Raw genomic sequence first — 20,756 nt, forward strand, 5'->3', positions numbered from 1 at the left:
ATTACACCATTAACTATAGAAAGAGGTTTTTATCGATGAAACAAATGGATGCCAATGAAATTATTTCGTACATACAGAATGCAAAAAAATCAACACCTGTGAAAGTTTATGTTAAGGGTAAAAACGTGGCTTCGCTGAATTATGGAGAGTCTGCGAAAGTTTTCGGTGAAGGCGGGCATGCGACTGTATTCGGTGAGTGGTCAGATATTGAAAAAGCTTTAGCGGAACACGAAGGGGCAATTGAAGATTATGTGGTTGAGAATGATCGCCGCAACTCGGCAATTCCGATGCTGGACTTGAAAAACATCAACAGCCGCATCGAACCAGGCGCATTTATCCGTGAAAATGTGGAAATTGGCAATAATTGCATCATCATGATGGGTGCAGTCATCAATATCGGATCGGTAATCGGCGATGGCACGATGATCGATATGGGCGTTATCATGGGCGGCCGTGCTACTGTCGGCAAGAATTGCCACATCGGCGCAGGCGCTGTGCTTGCAGGGGTGATCGAACCGGCTTCCGCCACTCCGGTAATTGTGGAAGACAATGTAATGATCGGCGCGAACGCAGTAGTTCTGGAAGGCGTTCGAATCGGACAAGGTGCGGTGGTTGCCGCTGGGGCAATTGTTATCGAAGACGTTCCGGAAAATTCAGTAGTTGGCGGCACGCCGGCCCGGGTATTGAAATTGATGGATGAGAAGACGCGCTCGAAAACGGAAATCAAACAAGAACTACGTCAATTATAAGGATCTGGATATGGATCTTATACAAATCAGAAGAGATTTGCATAAAATACCGGAAATCGGTTTCCGTGAATTTAAAACGCAGCAATACCTGCTCGAACAAATTCGTTCAATGCCACAAGATAGAATGGAAATTACCGAATGGCAAACAGGCATTGCAGTGAAAGTGAACGGACTGGATGCAGACAAGCTCATCGCGTGGCGAACTGATATCGATGGCTTGCCGATAGAAGAAAATACGGGGCTTGACTTCCGTTCCACACATGAAGGCTATATGCATGCCTGTGGCCATGATATCCATATGGCGAATGCAATCGGTTTGCTTAAGCGGCTTATCGAAGACCCGATAAAGCAGGATGTGCTTGTGCTTTTCCAGCCAGCGGAGGAAGGGCCGGGCGGTGCTTTGCCTTTCAGGGAATGGCTGAAAAACGAGCGGCCGGATTTGTGGCCGGATGAAATCTACGCGATGCATATCGCACCTGAACTGCCTGTGGGGACGGTTTCAACAAAACCGGGAATGTTATTCGCCAATACATCTGAACTTTTTATAGATTTACATGGGAAAGGCGGCCATGCAGCATTTCCGCATTTGACGGAAGATATGGCAGTGGCGGGCGCATCACTGTTAATGCAGCTCCAGACGATTGTCAGCCGCAATATCAACCCGATGGATTCGGCGGTTTTGACGGTCGGCAAATTCACAGCCGGCACCGTCCAGAATATCATCGCTGAAAATGCACGATTGGAAGGCACTATCAGAACGTTGAATAATACATCTATGCTGAAAATGAAAGAACGCATAGAAGCCATTTGTAAAGCGATGGAAACGGGTTATAATTGCCATATTTCAATTGATTACGGAGCTTCTTATCGGGAAGTTGATAATTACGGGCGATTGGCTGAACAATTTCTGGAGTTTGCCTCATCGGCCGATGGCATCACAGCTGTCCGCGCAGATGCCGCGATGACCGGGGAAGATTTTGGCTATTTCACTGAGCAGATACCAGGTTTGATGTTTTGGGCGGGAGTGAATTCGGAATTCGGGCTTCATCATTCAAAAATTAATCCTGATGAAAAAATCCTTGATTTCATGCCTGGTTTCATACACCGTTATTTCAGTGAACAGTAGAAAGCGGACAGCATTATGCTGTCCGCTTTTTCTTTTTCCAGACTAAGGAACTATTTTACAGTTGATGCGTACTAATTAATAGAGAGAAAAGGGGGGACGGAATGAAAAGACCAATATCAATTTCATTCATGATTTTATCTGCATGGTTGCTGTTCAGCGCTTATCCGACACTCGCATCGGCCGAAGCTGATATTACGATTGATGCGGAAGCAGGATTCGAAAATAAAGTTAAATACAACAGGGGCGTCCCGTTGCAGATAACAGCTTCCAATAACGGCACGGCGTTTTCAGGAGACCTTGTCATTGATTATTCCGAAAGCTATAACATTGGAGCAGGATTAACTGTGCCCCTTGATTTAGCGGCTGGGGAAACCAAAACATTCAGCCTGTCGCTGCCGGGTATGATGGACAACAGTTATTCCGGCGGAGTGACAAATCAAACTATCTATGTTTATGAAGGCGGCTGGGAAAAAGGGGACGCAATCGATTTTCAGGGAAGTAAGTCCTTGCGTCCCAATTATTTCATGCCGGAGATCCCATTTGTCGCAACATTGACTGAAAACGCTGACCGGTTGCGCGGCATAGGTGAATATTTACCGGTGAACGGTGCGGATGCACAAGTATTCCATTTTAACTCGGATGGTGAAAATACTCTGCCTTCTGACCCGCTTGCCTTGGACACCTTGGATTATTTAATCATTGATGAATTTCCGTATAGTGATCTTTCCGCAGAAACGCAGCAAGCCGTTATGGTGTGGCTCGAGCAGGGAGGAGAAATCCTTGTAGGCGCTGACAGCAATTTAACGGCTGCTGCAGGCAATTTAACTGAACTGTTGCCAATGCAGCTCAATTCGTCAGAAGAGACGGACGTTCCAGGATTCAAGAATCCCATTCCGGTTTATCAGGCCGAAGTCGACGAGGATGCCCGTGTGTTGCTTGAGGGTGATGGGCAGATTCTGGCAGTAAAAAAAGATGTTGGTGCAGGAGCGATTATTCAAACTGCATTTTCACTGGGTGATGAGCCAGTCGTCTCACAGGATGGATATGAAGGGGTACTGGTGAATTTAGTTGACGCTGGCCAGAATTCATCTGCATTTCAGCAGGATCAGTCGATCAAAGAAAGAATGTCTTATGAAATCGGAATGGTCAATGAGTTATTTGAAAGTTTCGCTGTATCAAAAACGGCGATGTTCCTGATTATTCTTTTGTATATCATTATAGTTGTTCCAGTACTATATATCTTTCTTATTAAAAAAGACAAAAGGGAATATGCTTGGCTGGCAATCCCGGTGATCGCTGTTCTTGCGTCAATAGGGATTTTTGCAGCAGGCGCCAAAGACAGAATCGCAAATCCGCAAATCCAGCAAACCGGATTTTTTGAAGTGGATGGCGATGGCGGTCTGAATGGATATTACATGAGCACTTTATTATCGAACCGCAGCGGAGATTACCGATTCACCGCACCCGCCAATACGACAATGACTGCTACAACCGGTGACCAATTTTCATCGGCCAACACCCATCAAAATGCGATTTTGGAAAAAGGGGCGGCCGCCTCCACCTTGACGGTAAGAGATATGCGATATTGGTCGGTGGCATCAGTATTAGGAGAATCCTATATAAGCGGAAGCGGTCAGTTCGATATCCAGTTGGCAATGGAAAACGGAAATCTGACTGGCACGATAAAAAATTCATTCCCTTTCTCTGTTAAAGATGCAGCGGTCTGGACGGGCACGAGACTGATCTCATTAGGTGATTTCAATCCTGATGAAGAAAAGCAGATTGCTGAAACCATCCAGTCAGAATTACTGCAGCCCATTTCACCGATTGCCCAATATCAGATGCCGCAAAACATCTCCGGAAGCGGAGAAGAATTGATCGAAGCGAGAAAACAGAGTGCTTTGGCGATGTCATACGAGCATTTTGGCAAAGACGCTTCTACACCATATTTAATCGCTTATGCTGACACGGCAATTGCCCCCGTGAGCTTGGAAGATCAGGAGGCGAACATATCTGCGGTCCATCTGCTTGCGCAGAGTTTTGAACCGAAAATGAATTTTGGTGGCGAAGTTGCAATCAGTTCTGATAATTTCCGAATTGACGTTCAGCCTCAAAGCACAATGGGACATGTAGAAAAATATCCGGATAATCCTCATTTTTATGGCTTGGAACCCGGGGAATATCGGGTTTTATACAAGTTGCCGGATGCTTTAGCCGAACAGGATGCTGAATGGTCACGTTTCGTAACGCAATCAAGTGCGACAGATGTGGAATTTTCAATTTTACGGACAGATACCGGAGAATATGAATCTTTGGCTGCAGGTGCCAATGATTTATCAGAAAACAGCGGTGAATATATTTCAGCGGATGGAAACATTGAAATACGGATTATCAAAAATGAGCTGACCGGTTACTCGGAAATCACTGTACCGAAAATTGAACTGGAAGGAGTGATCGGCCAATGATCGAAATAAAGGGATTGACTAAAAAATATGGCTCCTTCTATGCGCTGAAAGATTTGAATCTGTCAATCGAAGAAGGAACTGTGTTCGGTTTTGTAGGCGCCAATGGCGCAGGAAAATCCACAACTTTTTCAATTTTGGCGACCCTGCTGCAGCCTACTTCCGGAGAAGCTTGGATCAATGGCATCAACATTTCACTTCATCCTCATGAAGTACGGAAGCAAATCGGCTATATGCCGGATTTCTTTGGAGTTTATGATCAGCTTAAGACAGAAGAATACCTCGATTTTTATGGGGCGAGCTATGGCTTGGACGCTGCGCAAAGAGCAGTATTGATTCCGAAATTGCTTGAATTGGTTAATTTATCCAGTAAGCGCAATGATTATGTGGATTTGTTATCGAGGGGGATGAAACAGAGGCTTTGCCTTGCCAGGGCTTTGATTCATGATCCAAAGGTTTTGATACTTGACGAACCGGCATCGGGTTTGGATCCCAGAGCAAGAGTCGAAATGAGGGAGATTCTAAGAGAGTTGAAAGCGATGGGCAAAACGATCCTGATTTCTTCCCACATCCTGCCTGAACTGGCTGAGATGTGCGATACTTTGGGCGTCATCGATTCAGGTGAACTGATTGCTCACGGTTCCGTTCAAAGCATTCAGGAAAAACTGCAAAGTGAAAAAGTCATAAGCGTCAAATTGACAGGAGATTATATTGAAGCGATCCGATTTTTTGAAAATGACCCGTTGGTTTCGCAAATCACCGAAATTCAGGACAAGGGCATTCTGCAGTTCCTGTATAAAGGGACAGAACATGACCAATTGGACCTGCTGCGGAAAGCGATGTCTGCAGGTTTGCCCATACTCGCATTTTCAGAAGAAGAAACAGATCTGGAAGATGTATTCATGGAAATTACGAAGGGAGCTGAAACCCTATGAAGGAGCTCCTGGCCAATCCAGTCCTGGTAAAGGAAATTAAATTACGATTCCGGAATATAAAGAGTTTTACGGGTCTTTTCTTTTATCTACTGATTATGGGGATTTTTGTCTTTGGTTTTATAAACCTGACCAGTTCAATTTCAGGCAGCGGCTTTTTCCGTCCTGAAGAAAGTTTTATGCTGTTCAGCATGCTGAGTTATATCCAGTTGGGGCTGATACTTTTCATTACGCCGGGTCTTACCGCTGGAACAGTCAGCAGCGAACGTGAAAAACAAACATTGAATATCCTGCTGACGACGGCACAAAGCAGCTTTCAAATCATATTCGGCAAGCTGCTGTCATCGATTGCATTTTTGCTGCTGCTTCTTGTGTCAGGGCTGCCTATCTATAGTATGGTGTTTTTATATGGAGGCGTGGCACCAAGCCAGATAGCAAGCATTTTTCTATTCTACTTTTTGACATTATTGGTCATCGGCGCTTTGGGTGTCATGTATTCAACATTGCTGCGCAGAACGATTGTCTCAATGATTTCGACTTATGGTACGATGATTTTCCTGACAGCGGTAACGGGATTTTTTCTGATTCTATCGGTTTCCCTTTCGTCAGCAACGATGGGGACTGGTGCTTCTCCGCTCAGTTATTTCTGGGCATGCATCAACCCGGCGGTGGTTCTGCTGACTTTGCTGGAACCCGGGTTCAGCGATGAAATTGCTCAAATGACGGGAATTCCGTTGCCTTTATGGGTCAGTTATTCGATTTTCTACACGCTGATTTTTGTAGGGGCGATATGGCTGTCAGTAACTAAATTGCGGGTGAATATGAATAAATACAGATAAGGAGGATGCATTATGGACAGCCAAAAAATCACTTTGTTCATCAAAAAGGCAAACCGGCGACTGAAACTGCAATATCTTATAAGAATCCTGCAGATTGCTTTGTGCTTCGGTCTGGCTTCTGCGTTATTGATCATGGTCGTTTCACGGCTGTCCGTTTTTCCTTATTATGAATTTTATGCATATATTGCAGCGGCCCTCACAACGCTTACAGTGGTGCTGGCCACTATATCTAAAATTCCGCGTCGTCAGCAGGCGATCAGTGAATTGGATCAATTCACTCCGCATAACCAATTGCTGACTTTGAGCCAACTGCCTTTGGGCAATCATTTGGCCGGAGACTTGGCGAAACGCACCGAAAAGGATATTCATCTAAGTTATCGATTATTTAAAGAAAAGAAAGATGAATGGTTTTCACCTAAATGGCTTTTGGCTATTTTCAGTCTGTTGATTTTGTTAGTGATTTCAGGATTGTTCCCTGCTTCTGCACAACTCGAAGCAAAAGATTTTGAGCGCGAGCAGGAGTTGGTGGAAGAAATGATTGAAAAGGTCGAGCAGCAAAAAGAATTGGCTGATTCACCAGAGCTTAAGCAGGACCTTGAATCTCTGGAGAAAAAGTTAAACGAAAGTGAAACACCGGAACAAGCTTTGCGTGAATTAGTGAAAAAACAAAAAGAATTAGCTTTGAAACAACGGGAGAAAGAGCAGGAAGACACAGTGCAGGCCACAGAAGAAGCGGAAGAACTTGGAGATGCTTCTCAGCAATTGGCTCAGCAAGCTGGAAATACGCAAACAGCTCTAAGCGAAATGGGAAAACCTGTAGCGTTTGATCTTCAGCAATCAATAGCCGCGAACAATCTTTCAGGAGAGCCGGAAGAAAGCTCCGGATCAGATGCGGATGGTGCAAATGGTGAAGCCGGAAGCGAAGATGCTGCATCAGGCGGCGAAACGGACGGGGAACAAGCTGAAGGGGCCGGAGGTGAAAATGCGGGAGATTCAAGCGAAGGAGACACTGCCGGTCAACAGGGCGGAGGCAGTGAATCCGAAGGCTCCGGTCAGGGCAGTGAAGGCAGTGAAAATTCTTCAGGAGATGGTGAAGAAGGATCTGGCGCAGGACAGGGTCAAGGCAGCGGTGCTGGCGAAGGATCGAATCCGGGTGCTGGAGCTGGAACTGGCCAGGGCAGCAGGGAAATGCTGAGCATCCCTTCAAGAATTGGCGGAAGTGGTGAAACAACCGTCGACAATGGGGAACTATCGGAAGGTGAAACAGGTTCCTTCGAAGAAGGAGCTGTGGATGCTGAGCGCGGAACTGTCCGTCCGTATAAGGAAGTGGTGGGTTCTTACAGCGATTCCTATTTTTCAAGCGCTAATCGCATGAAACTTCCTCCGGATCTTCAAAATATAATTGAACAATATTTTTCATCGATTGACGGTGAATAATCGAAAGCAGGGATGATGATGACAGTAACAGCGGAACAATTTACGGAAATGAGCTTGAAACTTCAACAGGTCAGAAAAGAAATCGGCCGCTTTATCGTCGGCCAGGAAGAAGCGGTCGAGTTTTCGCTTTACGCCATTCTTTCCGATGGCCACGCATTGCTGGAGGGATTGCCGGGTCTGGGCAAGACGATGCTCATCCGCACAATAGCGGAAGTGCTGGACCTTTCCTTTTCAAGAATCCAGTTCACGCCGGATTTGATGCCATCTGATATTACCGGCACCAGTTTGATTGAAAGAGATGCTGCCGGCAAGCAGCAATTCACTTTCCGTGAAGGGCCGATATTCAGTCAGATGGTGCTCGCTGACGAAATTAACCGGGCTACACCGAAAACACAAAGTGCGTTGCTGGAGGCGATGGGGGAAAAAACTGTCACTGTTCTTGGAGACACCAAAAATATGGCGCGGCCGTTTTTTGTGCTGGCTACCCAAAATCCGATAGAAATGGAAGGTACATACCCGCTTCCGGAAGCACAGATGGACCGTTTCCTATGCAAAATTAAAATTCCGTCGCCGTCACGCGAAGAGCTGGCACAGATTGTGCGGCGAACCACGGGCACGGAACAAATCCTATTGATCAAACAGATGGATGCCGAAGAGTTGATCGCCGCCCAGCAGCTTGCCAAAGAAGTTCTGATCGCTGATGACATTCTGATGGTTGCTGTGGATATTATTCAGAGTACAGATCCACTTCAGACTGAAATTGAAGATATTATCCGTTTTGTGCAATATGGCAGCGGTCCCCGAGGTCTGCAAAGTTTGATCAGAACTGCGAAGGCGCGCGCGTTGGCAGAAGGACGCTACCATGTTTCGATCGGCGATTTGAAATATGTCGCAAAACCGGTTTTGAGGCACAGGCTATTGCTTAATTATGAAGGTGAAGCTGAAGGGGCGGATATTGATCTTTTGATCGAGCAGGTGCTGGACGCTGCAGGGCGGGGAAGGAACCGATGAATTTCCTTCAATTGCCTGAGCACTGGGTGTCGCGTCTCGGCCGGCATTCGATTGCCACCAAATCAAAAATAAGAGGACATCATAAAGGTTCCAGCCGATCACGGCGATTCGGTTCATCGATGGATTTTTCCGATTTCAGGGAATACCATCCAGGCGATGACGTCCGCCATATTGACTGGAACGTTTATGCAAGGACAGAGAAGGTCTACATAAAACGCTTCCTGGATGAACAGGAAATGCGGGTACATATCATGGTTGACGGTTCCAAATCGATGAAAAGCAAATGGCTGTTTGCTAAACAGCTTGCTTTTTCACTGGGATCCATCGTGTTGTTGAACGATGACAAACTCACTTTTTCAATTGGCCAGGGAGAGCACCCACCGCTTAGAAGGAAAGGCAAGTCCGCACAAAAATTATTTAATCACTTTATTGCCACCTTGCCTGAAGCGAATGAAAAAAGATTTGCAGAAATCGCGGATTTAAACCAATCGAAAGATTCTACTGTATTATTCATTGTATCGGATGCCCTCGAACCGCTGGAAGAGTGGCAGCGGTTTTTCAGCAGAGCCGCTAAATACTCAAAAGATATCCGTTTTCTGCATCTATCCGATGAACAGGAACGACAGCCTTTATTCCAGGGAGATTTGCGCTTGATCGATGATGAAAGTTCAGATGCCTTCAATGTGACAATGTCAGCGCAAACGATAAATGATTACAACCGAAAAAGGTTGGAACACCTGGATGGCTTGCAGGTTCTATGTCGCAGATATGGAATTCAGTATATGGCGGTGCATATTGAAGATGGCATCCAGCATGTATTTTCACATCAATTGCTAAAACAAAAATGGATCAGGTGAGGTGAAGGGGAATGGGAATTTCAAACTTGGGGATGGTCTGGACGCTGGTTATGCCCATTGCTCTCATCGTCTACTATCTGTACCGGAAGAAATACAGAGACCAGCAAGTTTCTTCTATATTATATTGGCAGCAAGTGATGAAGGAGATGCAGGCATCGCCTTATCTGAAAAAATTGCAGCATCATGCCCTTTTTTATCTGCAGCTTGCAGCTCTTTTACTGCTTGTATTTGCCCTGCTTAATCCTTATTTCGAGTCGGACAGTCTCGAAGGAGGGGAATTCATCTTCGTCATCGATACATCTGCATCCATGCTGGCAGGCACACCCAGTCAGCTGGAATCACAAAAAGAGCTGATGAAAGAAATGGCTGGAAAGGCGGAAGGCAAACCGGTGACCATCATTAATGCGGGAACCACGCCGGAGATCCTTGCCAGTAAGGAACAATCGGCAGCGCGGCTGAATAGGGTCATCGATGCAATCGAGCTCGGCTACGAGTCACCTGAACTGGAGAAAACCCTGTTATTTGCTGAAACACTTACAAATAATGATTCAGCAGTAATCCATATCTTCACAGACTCTTTAGACAGGACCATCCTTTCCAATAAAACCGGAGCGGCTTATGTTGTTCATGCGAATAATGAAAAACCTTCCAATATCTCGATACGCCAATTCGGAGTGGCGGAAGGCGAAACAACGGACCGCGCCATTGTCCAGTTATTCAATGATAGTGCCGAAACGGTAACAGGCAGACTTGAGTTGGCCGGAGATGAGTTTAAAGAAATTGCAGATATTGAGCTGGCGCCGGGTGAAGAGCAATTAATCCCTTTTGAAAATTTACCGAAAATGGAAATTTGGCAGGCTGCACTGGATATAAATGATGAATACATATTGGATAACGAAGCATTTGCTTATATCAATAGGCCAACAGGTACCGTTATCATCGATAATGGGCTGCACGGACTCGTCGCGAGAGGACTGGAGTCGCTTGGTATTCAAGTAAATACTGCTGCAACAGATCAATTGACCAGTTTCACAGAAAGTCCTCTTGTGACAAATCAAAGCGATCTGGTTGAAGAGCCAGTACCTGTTTTATTGATTGGCAGGGATGATGAATCACCTGTGGAAACCACGGGATCTGTCGAAACTGTCGATCATCCTTTATTTGCGTATGCGCCAATGGAAGATGTTTTCGTCTCCCAAATCTATCCGGGATTTGATGGCTTCGAAACAGTGGCGACGGTAGGCGGGGAACCGTTCATACAACTGTCGCCTGAAGGGGATATCATCGTTCTCGCGGATATACAAGCGACAGATTGGCCGTTGAGTCCGTCATTCCCTCTATTTCTTTGGAGTGCAGTCGATGAATTGTCTGGCAGCGAAAATTATATTGGCACGTTCTCGCCTAAAGAACAGCGGGCAATTGCCTTGGCTTCTCCTTCGGGAGAATGGGAAATTTTTAAAGGGGATGAATATCAGTCTTCATACATCGAAGGGGAAGGCAGTTTTCAGGCGCCTGGAGAACCTGGAATATACCGTGCAGTCAGCGGTGATGAAACCAAAAATTTCATCGTACGATTAAACAATGAAGAAAAAAACCTGGCAGCTGGACAGAACTTTACAGCTGGAACACCGGTGGAATCGGGAAATACAATGCAGCTTTCACTGATTCCCGTGATTCTTTTGGTGATTTTGATGTTGATGCTGGTGGAATGGGAGGTGTACCGCCGTGGAACTTCGCTTGGATGAACCTTTCTGGCTGTTATTGCTCGCTCCTGCAGCGCTTTACTTATTTTTGACAGGATGGAAGCATTATGGGAATGCCAATGCACTTTTCCGAACATCGTTCATACTCAGATTGCTCAGCGTATTTTTATTGGTAACCGCTTTAGCATCACCGGTTATTCATCAGCCTATCGAAGATGAGCAGATCCTCTTTCTATGGGATCGCTCCTCATCAATGTCACAGGCTGAAAATGGAATAGAAGAACAGCTGAATCGGGCATTGGCTGATAAAGGCATTAATCAATCTGCCGGCGTATTCACTTTTGCTGAAGATTTTCAATCATTGATGCGTTTATCATCTGATCCAGGCGGCCTCCCTGCTGAAATGACGGCCAATAGAGCGGAGCATACCAATATTGCTCAGGCGTTGGAACTGGCGGCAAACACCGGAGATATCGATAGGGCTACAAGACTTGTCCTGTTAAGTGATGGCAATGAAACCCGGTCATCCGCACTTGAAAGTATTGATCGCATCAATGGTGAACGGGTGACAATCGATGTCCTTCCGATAGAACCGCCTGCAGGCAATGAAGCGGCGTTAACGGAATTCACGACACCTGCCCAGGCATTTCTTGGAGAAGAGCTGGATTTCAGCATGATAATCGAAGCAGACCAACAGAGCGAAGGGGAACTGATCCTGTCCGCCAACGATGTGGAAATAGAACGGATACCAGTGACTTTAGAAGAAGGCAGAAATATCCTGTCACATAAATATGCGGTACAAAGTGAAGGGCTGCTGAAATTCGAAGCGGCAATTGAAATAGGTGGAGACGGATTTCTTCAGAACAATCGATTGACGAGTTTCACAGAAGTGGAAGGGCCGCCGGAAATATTGATTGTCAGCAATGAAGGCACAAGTTCGGTGACGGGTTTATTGGATGCTGAAAATTTGAATTTAGTGGAAACATCACCTGCCGGACTGCCGCAAAACTTGTCTTCGATTCTGGCTTATGACGCGATCATTTTTGACAATGTGTCCGGCACCGAGGTCGGGGAACAGACTATGGCCGTCATCGAGCAGGCAGTCAAAGAGTTCGGCATGGGCTTCATGATGGTCGGAGGCGACCGGAGTTTCGGGCTTGGCGGTTATTTCAAAACACCGATTGAAGAACTTCTGCCGGTTGAAATGGAAGTGAAAGGGAAGCATGAGCTGCCATCACTTGGCTTGGTGATCGTGATGGACCGCTCCGGCAGTATGGCCGGCCAAAAGATGGAATTAGCGAAGGAAGCCGCTGCCCGTTCAGTAGAGTTATTGAGGGAAGATGATGTGGTCGGAGTCATCGCCTTTGATGATAAACCATGGGAAATCGTTCCGACCGGGAAACTGGATGACCGCCAGCAGGCGATAGATGACATTCTCACAGTAGCGCCTGGCGGCGGAACGGAAATCTATTCTTCGCTGGCTGAAGCATATGGTCAGTTGGAAGAATTGGATCTTCAGCGAAAGCATATTATTCTGTTGACGGACGGCCAATCAGCTACTCAAAATGATTATTACAGTCTGATTGATGAAGGCTCAGACAATAACATCACCCTTTCGACTGTCGCTGTCGGACAGGATGCGGACAGGGCTTTGCTTGAATCATTGGCAGACAGCGGCAGTGGAAGGTTCTACGATGTTACCGATGCGTCAACGATTCCGGCAATCCTGTCGCGTGAGACCATTATGATGTCTCGCACTTACATTGTGGATGAACCTTTTTATCCTTTGATTTATGACAGCGCATGGAGCCCTTTATTCGCTGAAGGAATTCCACAGATGAACAGCTATATAGCGACTACTGCCAAAGATACGGCCAGAGTTGCAGCGGAGAGTGAACAAGGGGATCCTATTCTGGCGGAATGGAATTATGGTCTTGGAAAAGCGCTGGCATTCACTTCCGGCAGTGGAGCATGGAGCGGCGAATTTCAAAAATGGGGCAATTGGCCGGCATTTTGGAACCGCAGCATATCCAGGATCCTGCCATCCTTTGATGAAGCGCCATTTGCCATCACCCGCAAAGAGCAAGGCATTTATAAAATTGAAGACCCAAGCCAATCTTCGGCTATTTTAAATGTGGCTGTCATCAACGAGGCAGGGGAAGAAATTGAAGTTCAGACGGAACCTGTAGCGCCTGGTGTCATCGATGTCTATATGGAAGAAGAACCCGGTCTTGTATTTTTCAGTGTTTCCAATGAAACCGGAGCGGCTTACCGGAGCGGCCTTACCATTCCTTATGGTGAGGAGTACCGCAGTGAACCGGCGGATGTGGAGCTATTATCCGCAATTGCGGAAAGAAGCGGCGGTCAGGTTCTGGAATCTTTGGATGATGCTTTCAGAGATATTCCTTATAGCAGCTCATCCATGCAATCCATTACACTGCCGCTGATTCTTTTGGCCATGCTGCTGTTTTTCACGGATATCACAATTCGCCGGTTCGGATTGAGAATGCCGGCGCTGCCTAAAAAAGCGCCAATAAAATCAGATTCCAATGCCAATGACGGCATTGAGCATTTATTGAAAGCCAAGCAACGGAACAGCAAATAAATAACTGGCAGGAATTTATTCGGTGTGGATTGAACAATTTCCTGCAATAGCTCGTGTACTACTGTGAATGACAAATTTATTCATTAGGGTGATAAGACGATGATAGGGATATGTATTGCGACAAATTGGGAATTTGAAGCGACATTGGAATACTTTAACGTAAAAGAAAACGAACGTTTCGGCTATCCTTACGGTGAGTATTTTATGAGGACGATTAATGACGCTGAACTGGTTTTCTATAGCAGCGGGATAAGAAAAGTAAACGGTGTCGGTGGTACACAGTATATGATTTCTGAATTTAAATTAACTAAAGTGATTGTTGCCGGGACATGTGCCGGAATAGATGACCAGTTCAGTAATTTAGATATTTTCGTCCCCAATCGGGCAGTTCAATATGACTGTACAGTAAAAGAGATTGAGCCGCTTATCAAACCATCATTCATAGTTGATATCACTTTAACTGAATACGGTAATGATTTTCATACTGGAACAATTGCCACCGCCGATAAAGCAGTTGTGATGTGGAAGGATTATCTAGAGCTGAAAGAAAACGATATTACCATTGCTGATACAGAAGCGGGCGCCATTGCTTATATCTGCAGGAAAAATAATATTGAGTGCATCATCATCAAAGGGATATCCGATTTTCCGACAGATGAAAGAAACGGAGACAAAGTTGAATCGAACATGGAACAAATCAGTGTTTACCTGGAGAACACACCAAAAGTCATGCGCAAAATTTATGATGGATACCTAAAAAGATTTATCTGATGGAGTTCAAACTGATCTCGTGATGTAAAAGTTGGAAGAACAAAAGAGAATAATAAAAAGCAAAAAGACCGACTGATTGAAAGTCGGTCTTTTTATACGTTTCAGTATGTGAATAACTAAAGCAGTGTAATTAAACGGTTAACCTTTTTGAATTTCACCTTTACCTGCAGGTGCGACTGAGCGTGTTTCCTGAAGCAGCTGCTGCTTTTTGGCAGACCAGCTGGAAGCGATGAAGAAACAGATCAGCAGGATGGCGGTTCCTACTATATAAGGATAGATCATATTGATATCGAACAGGATACCAGCTAAAGCGGGACCGATCATATTGCCGAGACTCATATAGGCATTGTTCATCCCCGCAGCGTACCCTTGCTGATCACCGGCCAGTTTGGAAATCAGCGTATTGATCGCCGGACGGAGCAGCGAAGCAGCAGTGAAGAATACAGCTGAAACGAGCAGGATGGTCCAGAATGTATTGACGAATAGGATGCCGATCATGGCAGCTGCCGAAACGAGCAGGTTAACCAGAATTACATTCATCTCACCATAGCGTTTGAACAGGCGGTCAATTACAAATGTCTGGATGATGACGCCGACAAAACCGCCGACTGTAATGAGGATTGAAATTTCTTTTGGTGTAAAGCCGTGTTCCTTATCAACATATAATGCGATAGTCGACTGGAAATTCGATAAACCGAATGCAAAGATGAACATGACAAGCAGCATGACGAAATAAGGCATATATACTGAACGCTTCATCTGCTGCCAGAGGTTCTCCTTTTTATTCTCTGCCTGCTGGATGGTCGGTGCGACATCCGGCAATGCAATATAGGACATGATAGCCGCTAATGTAGCGACAAGTGCTGCAATATAGAATGGGAATTGCAGGCTGACTTCTGCAAGGAAACCACCGAAACCTGGCCCGATCATGAAGCCGAGTGACATGGATGCACCGAGCAGCCCCATCCCTTTGCCGCGTTCTTCGTAAGTTGTTATGTCAGCGACAAAGGCCATCATCGGAGGAATCAGGAAAGCCGCTCCCAGACCGCTGAAGAATCTGGCCAGATACAGCACCCACAGTTCGGTGGCCAAACCGAAAACAAGCTGTGACATGCCAAAAACGACAAGGCCAAAAATGATTAATTTTTTTCTTCCATATTTATCGGACAATTGGCCGGAAAGGGGGGAGAATAAGAATTGCGCAAAGGCGAAAGTGGCGATTAATGTCCCTAGCACCTGTCCGGCGACTCCGAACGTATCCAGATAAGCCGGCATGATCGGAATGATCAGCCCGATGCCGCTCATAGCGATGAACATATTGAACATGAGGATATATAATGCGAATTTATTTGATTTTACTGCCATAGGGCGTCCTTCTTTCATTTATTACTTCGTGTGGCTAAATGTCGTTTTATTAACTTTGTTACTATACCCCATTTCTATAGAAAATAACAGGGAATGACACCGGCAAAAAGCATTTTTGCCGGTGTCATTTGCGACGAAGCTAGCGCAGCGATGCAACGCCCTTTCATGTCTCGAAGCTAGCGCAGCGATGCAGAGACAGGAGCAGGGGGTTGAGGATAAGTAAGAGTTAAAGAATTTTTATTCGCTTAGATAAAGTTAGTATAATCAGCAGGCAAAAAGCATTTTTGCCGGTGGCATTTGCGACGAAGCCAGCGCAGCGATGCAGTGCTGATCAAATTCAATAAAAAAATGAGCCGGGCAAAAAATCTTTTGCCCGGCTCATTGTCAATCATTTTTCCATATCCATTTTAAACTCTAAAAACAATTCATTATATACACCGAGCATTTCAAGTCCAAGGTTTTCATATACTTCCAGCCGTTCACGCATCTCTTCTGTCGGATAGAAGCGTTCATCGCCTGTAACTTCAGGATCCATCAACTCCAAAGCTGCCTGATTCGGTGTGGAATAGCCGACATAATCTGCGTTTTGCGCAGCGACTTCTGCATCCAGCATGAAGTTGATGAATTCATGTGCACCGTCGACATTGTCGGCGGTTTTCGGGATGATCATGTTATCGAACCACAGATTCGATCCTTCTTCAGGCACCGAATAATCGATGTTTTCATTGATCCACATCATGTCAGCAGCCTGACCAGACCAAGTGAGCGCGACAGCGGCTTCTTCCCGACGCATCATCTCGACTATTTCATCGCCGATGATCGCTTTTACGTTCGGTCCCAAAGTTTTCAGCTTGTCAGTGGCTTCACGTAATTCGTTCATATCGGTCGAGTTCAGTGAATAGCCGAGACTGTTCAAGCCCATGCCGATGACTTCACGGGCTGAATCCACCAGGATCACTTCCTGTTCAAGCGTTGGATCCCAAAGGTCGTCCCAGCTCTCGAATGTCTGTCCGTCGAGCAGGGATGGGTTGAAGGCGATGCCAACCGTTCCCCAGAAATAAGGGATGGAATATTCATTGCCTGGATCAAATGACAGATCTAAGAAATAGGGGTCGATATTTTCGAGATTCGTTATCTTGTTCAAGTCGATCGGGTGGAGCAGATCCGATTCTTTCATCTTCTCGATTGCATATTCAGAAGGCATGGCCACGTCATAAGTGGTGCCGCCTTGTTCGATTTTGGTCATCATTGCTTCATTCGAGTCGAATGTTTCGTAAATGACGGTGATGCCGGTTTCTTCTTCAAATTGGCTTACGAGTTCAGGATCGATATATTCTCCCCAGTTATAGACGTTGATGGTACCGCCGCCTCCGGCGGAAGAAGTGTCTTCAAGCAATGAAACAATGTACATCAAAACACCGGAAATGACGATGATCGCCAGACTTGCGCGTATGAGATCTTTCATGGTCAGTTGCCTCCTCCTGGTGGTCGGATGGTCAGCCGTGTCCGATTATTAAAGAAGTAATAACCGAGGACAAGGCCAAGGGTCACAAGGAAAATCAAAGCGGAAAGCGCATTGATGGTCAGTGTGATGCCAGCCCGGGCCATCGAATAGATTTCAACGGATAATGTGGCAAATCCGTTTCCGGTTACAAAAAATGTGACGGCAAAATCATCCAGTGAATAGGTCAGCGCCAAAAAGAAACCTGCGAATATGCCGGGTTTGATATACGGCAGAATGACGCGTGTCAGAATATCCCTTTTCGAAGCACCGAGATCAGTCGCTGCATCAATCAGTGAATCGCTCATTTCCATCAGCTTCGGCAGCACCATGATGACGACTATAGGAATACTGAATGCGATATGGGAAATCAGGACGGATGCAAAACCGAGCTTGATGCCGATCATCGTGAACAGGATCAGGAATGAAGCACCGATGATGACGTCAGGACTGACGATCAGAATCGTATTTAATGATAAAACGGCATTGCGCATTTTGCGGTTGCGGATAAAGACGATGCCGATAGCACCCAAAACGCCGATGGCAGTTGATATCAATGCAGAAAGCAATGCGACAATCACTGTGTTCAGCACGATGACAATAAGGCGTGTATCGTTGAATACGGCAGCGTAATGTTCCAGCGTAAAACCTTCGAAACTCGACATCGTGCCGCCGCTGTTGAATGAATAGAAAATCAGGTAAAAAATTGGCGCATAAAGGATGATAAAGACAATGGATAAATAGATTCGTGCTGTCTTACTTAATTTTTCCATTGAGCGTACCTCCTTTTTCACCGGTGACCATCATGATGATGATCATGAACAGGATCAGGAAAACAGCTATGGTCGAACCCATGCCCCAGTTTTGGGTCACGAGAAATTGCTGTTCGATCGCTGTTCCGAGTGTAATGACTTTATTGCCTGCGATAAGCCGTGTGATGACAAACAGCGACAGCGCAGGGATGAATACAACCTGGATGCCCGCTTTAACGCCATTGATGGCCAGTGGAAAGATGACACGCGTAAAAGTGGTCCAGGATGAGGCGCCGAGGTCCCGGGATGCATCGATCAACGCCGGATTGATGCGATCGAGTGAATTGAATATCGGCAGCACCATGAACGGTATGAAAATATAAACAGATACAAAGATGAAACTGAAATCAGTAAACAGGATCTGCAGCCGTTCAGAGCCGATTGATGCCAATAGATTATTGGCAGGGCCATATAAGCCGAAGATCCCGATGAATGCGTAAGCCTTCAATAGCAGGTTGATCCATGAAGGGATGATGATCAACAGCAGCCATAATTGTTTATGTTTGGTCTTAGTCAGCCAATAAGCCGTCGGATATGCCACCAAAAGGGAAATTAGCGTGATCAGGAAAGCATACCAGAACGAACTTAAAGTCAGCCGAAGATAGACGGAAGAAAAGAAGTTTTTATAATTATCGAGTGTCAGGTTGCCGGCAATATCGAAAAATGAGAAATACAGGACAAGCGCAATCGGCGCAATGACAAAAAGTACAATCCATAAATAATACGGAATCAGATAGAAAGGATTAGTCCGGTTATTTTTCATAGCCTGCTGCTCCATATGCTTCGAGTCGGGCATCGAAAGCCTCTTCAGATTCATTCAGGCGCATGACATGGATGGCTTCGGGTTCGAAGTCAAGACCGATTTTAGATTCGACTTCCACTTTCTTAGTGGAGTGTACCAGCCATTCATTGCCCACTTCATCAATAGTGGCGATTTCATAATGGACACCACGGAATAGCTGGCTGTCCACTGTCACTGTAATTTTCCCTCTATCAAGGCGGGTGATATGCAAGTCTTCTGGGCGTATGACAATCTCGACTTTCTCATTTTTATTCAAGCCTTTATCGACACATTCGAACTCCTGGTTGGCAAATCGGACACGGTAATCATCGATCATGATGGCATCGACGATATTCGATTCTCCGATGAAATCCGCCACAAAACGATTGATGGGCTCGTCGTAAATATCCATTGGGGTCCCGCTTTGCTGGATTTCTCCGGCATTCATGACAAAAATCTCGTCAGACATCGCAAGCGCTTCTTCCTGGTCATGGGTGACAAACACGAATGTCTTTCCGAGTCGCTGCTGTAATTCGCGGAGTTCGTACTGCATTTCTGTCCGCAGTTTCAAATCCAGGGCAGACAACGGCTCATCTAGGAGGATGACTTCCGGATCATTGACGATGGCGCGTGCAATTGCAACGCGCTGTCGCTGGCCGCCTGACATTTCATCGATATTGCGTTTTTCGTAACCGTGCAAATTAACGAACTCAAGAGCTTCAAGAACGCGCTGTTCGATTTCCGCTTTTTTCAATTTTTTAATGCGGAGCCCGAAAGCCACATTTTCAAAAACATTCAAATGGGGAAAGAGGGCATAATCCTGGAATACTGTATTCACTTGCCGTTCATTGGCGGGGAAGTCATTGACGATTTCACCTTCGATATAAATATCACCTTTAGACGGTTTGATGAATCCGGCGATCAGGCGCAGGATAGTCGTCTTGCCGCATCCTGACGGCCCAAGCAGCGTGTAGAACTTTCCTCGCTGCAGCTCAAAGCTGATATTACTCAGTACATTGCCTGCACCTTCATATGTTTGTGTAACATTTTCAAAACGGATGATAGAATCTCCGGACATTTAATTACCTCCTGAATTATAGATAAGAGTGGGTAGCACTGATGATCATTTCACATTTGCCTGTTCCGGCATTGACTAATTGATGGTGCTGGGAAGCTTCGTAATAAATGGAATCGCCGGCGACTGCTATATATTCTTCTTCACCCAGCACAAGGCGTACTTTGCCTTCAAGCACATAAATGAAAGTTTCGGCTTGGGAAGGTTCGAATCTTTTATACTGGCCGCTTTCAAACAGTGTAAGATAGATGGGTTCCATTTCCTTCTTATAGGAAGTTGGGATTAGCCAGTCCACTTCATAGCCAGCCTCTTCATCCTTATGCACACGGTGGTCTTTCGATGAGTAGATGACCTGCGGCGAATCGGCGTCATCAAAAAACTCTTTTGGCGTCGTCCCTAAAACTTCGAGCAAGGTAAAAAAAGTTTCAATGGAAGGCGAGTTCATATCACGTTCCAGCTGTGAGATGAAACCTTTGCTTAAGTCTGTGCGTTCACCTAATTCTTCCTGGGTCAATCCGTTTTTTAGACGAAGACTTTTAATTTTTGTACCGATCTCCATATGGCTCCTCCCTTAAATGAGGCAGATTGTTAAGTTTATTTTCAGCAAACTTTCGAGTTTGAAAGTTTAGTAATAATATACTTACAGTTTACTATTAGCGCTTAGAAAAACGCAATAATTTTTAACGGAAATCAAGTGAAATTTATTTAAAATAATTGGTTCATTTCTATT

17 protein-coding genes are annotated in these 20,756 nt (G+C 45.6%); 11 read left to right on the plus strand and 6 right to left on the minus strand.

The genetic code is table 11. The features are described from left to right. Positions 1-35: 35 nt before the first annotated feature. The 11 genes from dapD (at position 36) to CXF70_RS03060 (ending at position 14,492) form a co-directional block, all read left to right on the plus strand. Entirely contained in the window at positions 36-749 is a 714-nt protein-coding gene (gene dapD, locus CXF70_RS03010) for a 2,3,4,5-tetrahydropyridine-2,6-dicarboxylate N-acetyltransferase (protein WP_101801485.1), read from the plus strand. 10 nt (positions 750-759) lie between these two features. Continuing rightward, positions 760-1,875, plus strand: coding sequence for an N-acetyldiaminopimelate deacetylase (locus CXF70_RS03015; protein ID WP_101801486.1), 1,116 nt, complete (start codon positions 760-762; stop codon positions 1,873-1,875). Positions 1,876-1,976: 101 nt separating this feature from the next. Then, positions 1,977-4,340 (plus strand): hypothetical protein, encoded by a 2,364-nt coding sequence (locus CXF70_RS03020; protein WP_101801487.1) that lies wholly within the window; start codon positions 1,977-1,979, stop codon positions 4,338-4,340. After that, positions 4,337-5,272 (plus strand): ABC transporter ATP-binding protein, encoded by a 936-nt coding sequence (locus CXF70_RS03025; RefSeq protein WP_101801488.1) that lies wholly within the window; start codon positions 4,337-4,339, stop codon positions 5,270-5,272. Before CXF70_RS03020 ends, CXF70_RS03025 begins: the two co-directional genes overlap by 4 nt. After that, positions 5,269-6,108, plus strand: a complete 840-nt coding sequence (locus tag CXF70_RS03030; RefSeq protein ID WP_101801489.1) for an ABC transporter permease — start codon at positions 5,269-5,271, stop codon at positions 6,106-6,108. Before CXF70_RS03025 ends, CXF70_RS03030 begins: the two co-directional genes overlap by 4 nt. Positions 6,109-6,120: 12 nt before the next feature. Further along, positions 6,121-7,545, plus strand: coding sequence for a putative sodium/potassium/calcium exchanger (locus CXF70_RS03035; protein WP_101801490.1), 1,425 nt, complete (start codon positions 6,121-6,123; stop codon positions 7,543-7,545). Positions 7,546-7,563: 18 nt separating this feature from the next. Beyond that, positions 7,564-8,556, plus strand: coding sequence for an AAA family ATPase (locus tag CXF70_RS03040; protein WP_101801491.1), 993 nt, complete (start codon positions 7,564-7,566; stop codon positions 8,554-8,556). Further along, complete coding sequence (locus CXF70_RS03045) at positions 8,553-9,413, plus strand: DUF58 domain-containing protein (protein ID WP_101801492.1); 861 nt, start codon at positions 8,553-8,555, stop codon at positions 9,411-9,413. The genes CXF70_RS03040 and CXF70_RS03045 overlap by 4 nt, the downstream gene beginning before the upstream one ends. Positions 9,414-9,424: 11 nt before the next feature. After that, entirely contained in the window at positions 9,425-11,158 is a 1,734-nt protein-coding gene (locus CXF70_RS03050) for a vWA domain-containing protein (RefSeq protein ID WP_101801493.1), read from the plus strand. Beyond that, on the plus strand, positions 11,139-13,721 hold the full coding sequence (locus tag CXF70_RS03055) for a VWA domain-containing protein (protein WP_101801494.1): 2,583 nt from the start codon (positions 11,139-11,141) through the stop codon (positions 13,719-13,721). Before CXF70_RS03050 ends, CXF70_RS03055 begins: the two co-directional genes overlap by 20 nt. 99 nt (positions 13,722-13,820) lie before the next feature. Continuing rightward, complete coding sequence (locus tag CXF70_RS03060; protein WP_101801495.1) at positions 13,821-14,492, plus strand: 5'-methylthioadenosine/S-adenosylhomocysteine nucleosidase family protein; 672 nt, start codon at positions 13,821-13,823, stop codon at positions 14,490-14,492. Positions 14,493-14,630: 138 nt separating this feature from the next. On the opposite strand, the gene CXF70_RS03065 is transcribed toward CXF70_RS03060, so the two are convergent. The 6 genes from CXF70_RS03065 to CXF70_RS03090 all read right to left on the minus strand — a co-directional run bounded on the left by CXF70_RS03065 (position 14,631) and on the right by CXF70_RS03090 (position 20,585). Next, entirely contained in the window at positions 14,631-15,857 is a 1,227-nt protein-coding gene (locus CXF70_RS03065) for an MFS transporter (protein ID WP_084244861.1), read from the minus strand. 388 nt (positions 15,858-16,245) lie between these two features. Beyond that, positions 16,246-17,322: an ABC transporter substrate-binding protein gene (locus CXF70_RS03070; RefSeq protein ID WP_101801496.1), complete on the minus strand. Its 1,077-nt coding sequence runs from the start codon at positions 17,320-17,322 to the stop codon at positions 16,246-16,248. Between the two features lie 2 nt (positions 17,323-17,324). Then, positions 17,325-18,131, minus strand: a complete 807-nt coding sequence (locus CXF70_RS03075; RefSeq protein WP_084244865.1) for an ABC transporter permease — start codon at positions 18,129-18,131, stop codon at positions 17,325-17,327. Beyond that, on the minus strand, positions 18,115-18,933 hold the full coding sequence (locus tag CXF70_RS03080) for an ABC transporter permease (protein WP_084244867.1): 819 nt from the start codon (positions 18,931-18,933) through the stop codon (positions 18,115-18,117). The genes CXF70_RS03075 and CXF70_RS03080 overlap by 17 nt, the downstream gene beginning before the upstream one ends. Further along, positions 18,923-20,029 carry an ABC transporter ATP-binding protein gene (locus CXF70_RS03085; protein WP_101801497.1) on the minus strand — a complete coding sequence of 369 codons (1,107 nt, stop codon included), beginning with the start codon at positions 20,027-20,029 and terminating at the stop codon, positions 18,923-18,925. Before CXF70_RS03085 ends, CXF70_RS03080 begins: the two co-directional genes overlap by 11 nt. A 16-nt stretch (positions 20,030-20,045) precedes the next feature. Beyond that, entirely contained in the window at positions 20,046-20,585 is a 540-nt protein-coding gene (locus CXF70_RS03090; protein ID WP_084244871.1) for a helix-turn-helix domain-containing protein, read from the minus strand. Between the last annotated feature and the right edge of the window lie 171 nt (positions 20,586-20,756).

It is taken from the genome of Planomicrobium sp. MB-3u-38 (genome assembly GCF_002836425.1).
GTDB classification, from domain to species: domain Bacteria; phylum Bacillota; class Bacilli; order Bacillales_A; family Planococcaceae; genus Planococcus; species Planococcus okeanokoites.

What these genes read in the sequence shown, in the direction of transcription:
- dapD (WP_101801485.1), top strand. Translation starts at nt 36, where the DNA reads ATGAAACAAATGGATGCCAATGAAATTATTTCGTACATACAGAATGCA.
- CXF70_RS03015 (WP_101801486.1), top strand. Translation starts at nt 760, where the DNA reads ATGGATCTTATACAAATCAGAAGAGATTTGCATAAAATACCGGAAATC.
- CXF70_RS03020 (WP_101801487.1), top strand. Translation starts at nt 1,977, where the DNA reads ATGAAAAGACCAATATCAATTTCATTCATGATTTTATCTGCATGGTTG.
- CXF70_RS03025 (WP_101801488.1), top strand. Translation starts at nt 4,337, where the DNA reads ATGATCGAAATAAAGGGATTGACTAAAAAATATGGCTCCTTCTATGCG.
- CXF70_RS03030 (WP_101801489.1), top strand. Translation starts at nt 5,269, where the DNA reads ATGAAGGAGCTCCTGGCCAATCCAGTCCTGGTAAAGGAAATTAAATTA.
- CXF70_RS03035 (WP_101801490.1), top strand. Translation starts at nt 6,121, where the DNA reads ATGGACAGCCAAAAAATCACTTTGTTCATCAAAAAGGCAAACCGGCGA.
- CXF70_RS03040 (WP_101801491.1), top strand. Translation starts at nt 7,564, where the DNA reads ATGACAGTAACAGCGGAACAATTTACGGAAATGAGCTTGAAACTTCAA.
- CXF70_RS03045 (WP_101801492.1), top strand. Translation starts at nt 8,553, where the DNA reads ATGAATTTCCTTCAATTGCCTGAGCACTGGGTGTCGCGTCTCGGCCGG.
- CXF70_RS03050 (WP_101801493.1), top strand. Translation starts at nt 9,425, where the DNA reads ATGGGAATTTCAAACTTGGGGATGGTCTGGACGCTGGTTATGCCCATT.
- CXF70_RS03060 (WP_101801495.1), top strand. Translation starts at nt 13,821, where the DNA reads ATGATAGGGATATGTATTGCGACAAATTGGGAATTTGAAGCGACATTG.
- CXF70_RS03065 (WP_084244861.1), bottom strand. Translation starts at nt 15,857, where the DNA reads ATGGCAGTAAAATCAAATAAATTCGCATTATATATCCTCATGTTCAAT.
- CXF70_RS03070 (WP_101801496.1), bottom strand. Translation starts at nt 17,322, where the DNA reads ATGAAAGATCTCATACGCGCAAGTCTGGCGATCATCGTCATTTCCGGT.
- CXF70_RS03075 (WP_084244865.1), bottom strand. Translation starts at nt 18,131, where the DNA reads ATGGAAAAATTAAGTAAGACAGCACGAATCTATTTATCCATTGTCTTT.
- CXF70_RS03080 (WP_084244867.1), bottom strand. Translation starts at nt 18,933, where the DNA reads ATGAAAAATAACCGGACTAATCCTTTCTATCTGATTCCGTATTATTTA.
- CXF70_RS03085 (WP_101801497.1), bottom strand. Translation starts at nt 20,029, where the DNA reads ATGTCCGGAGATTCTATCATCCGTTTTGAAAATGTTACACAAACATAT.
- CXF70_RS03090 (WP_084244871.1), bottom strand. Translation starts at nt 20,585, where the DNA reads ATGGAGATCGGTACAAAAATTAAAAGTCTTCGTCTAAAAAACGGATTG.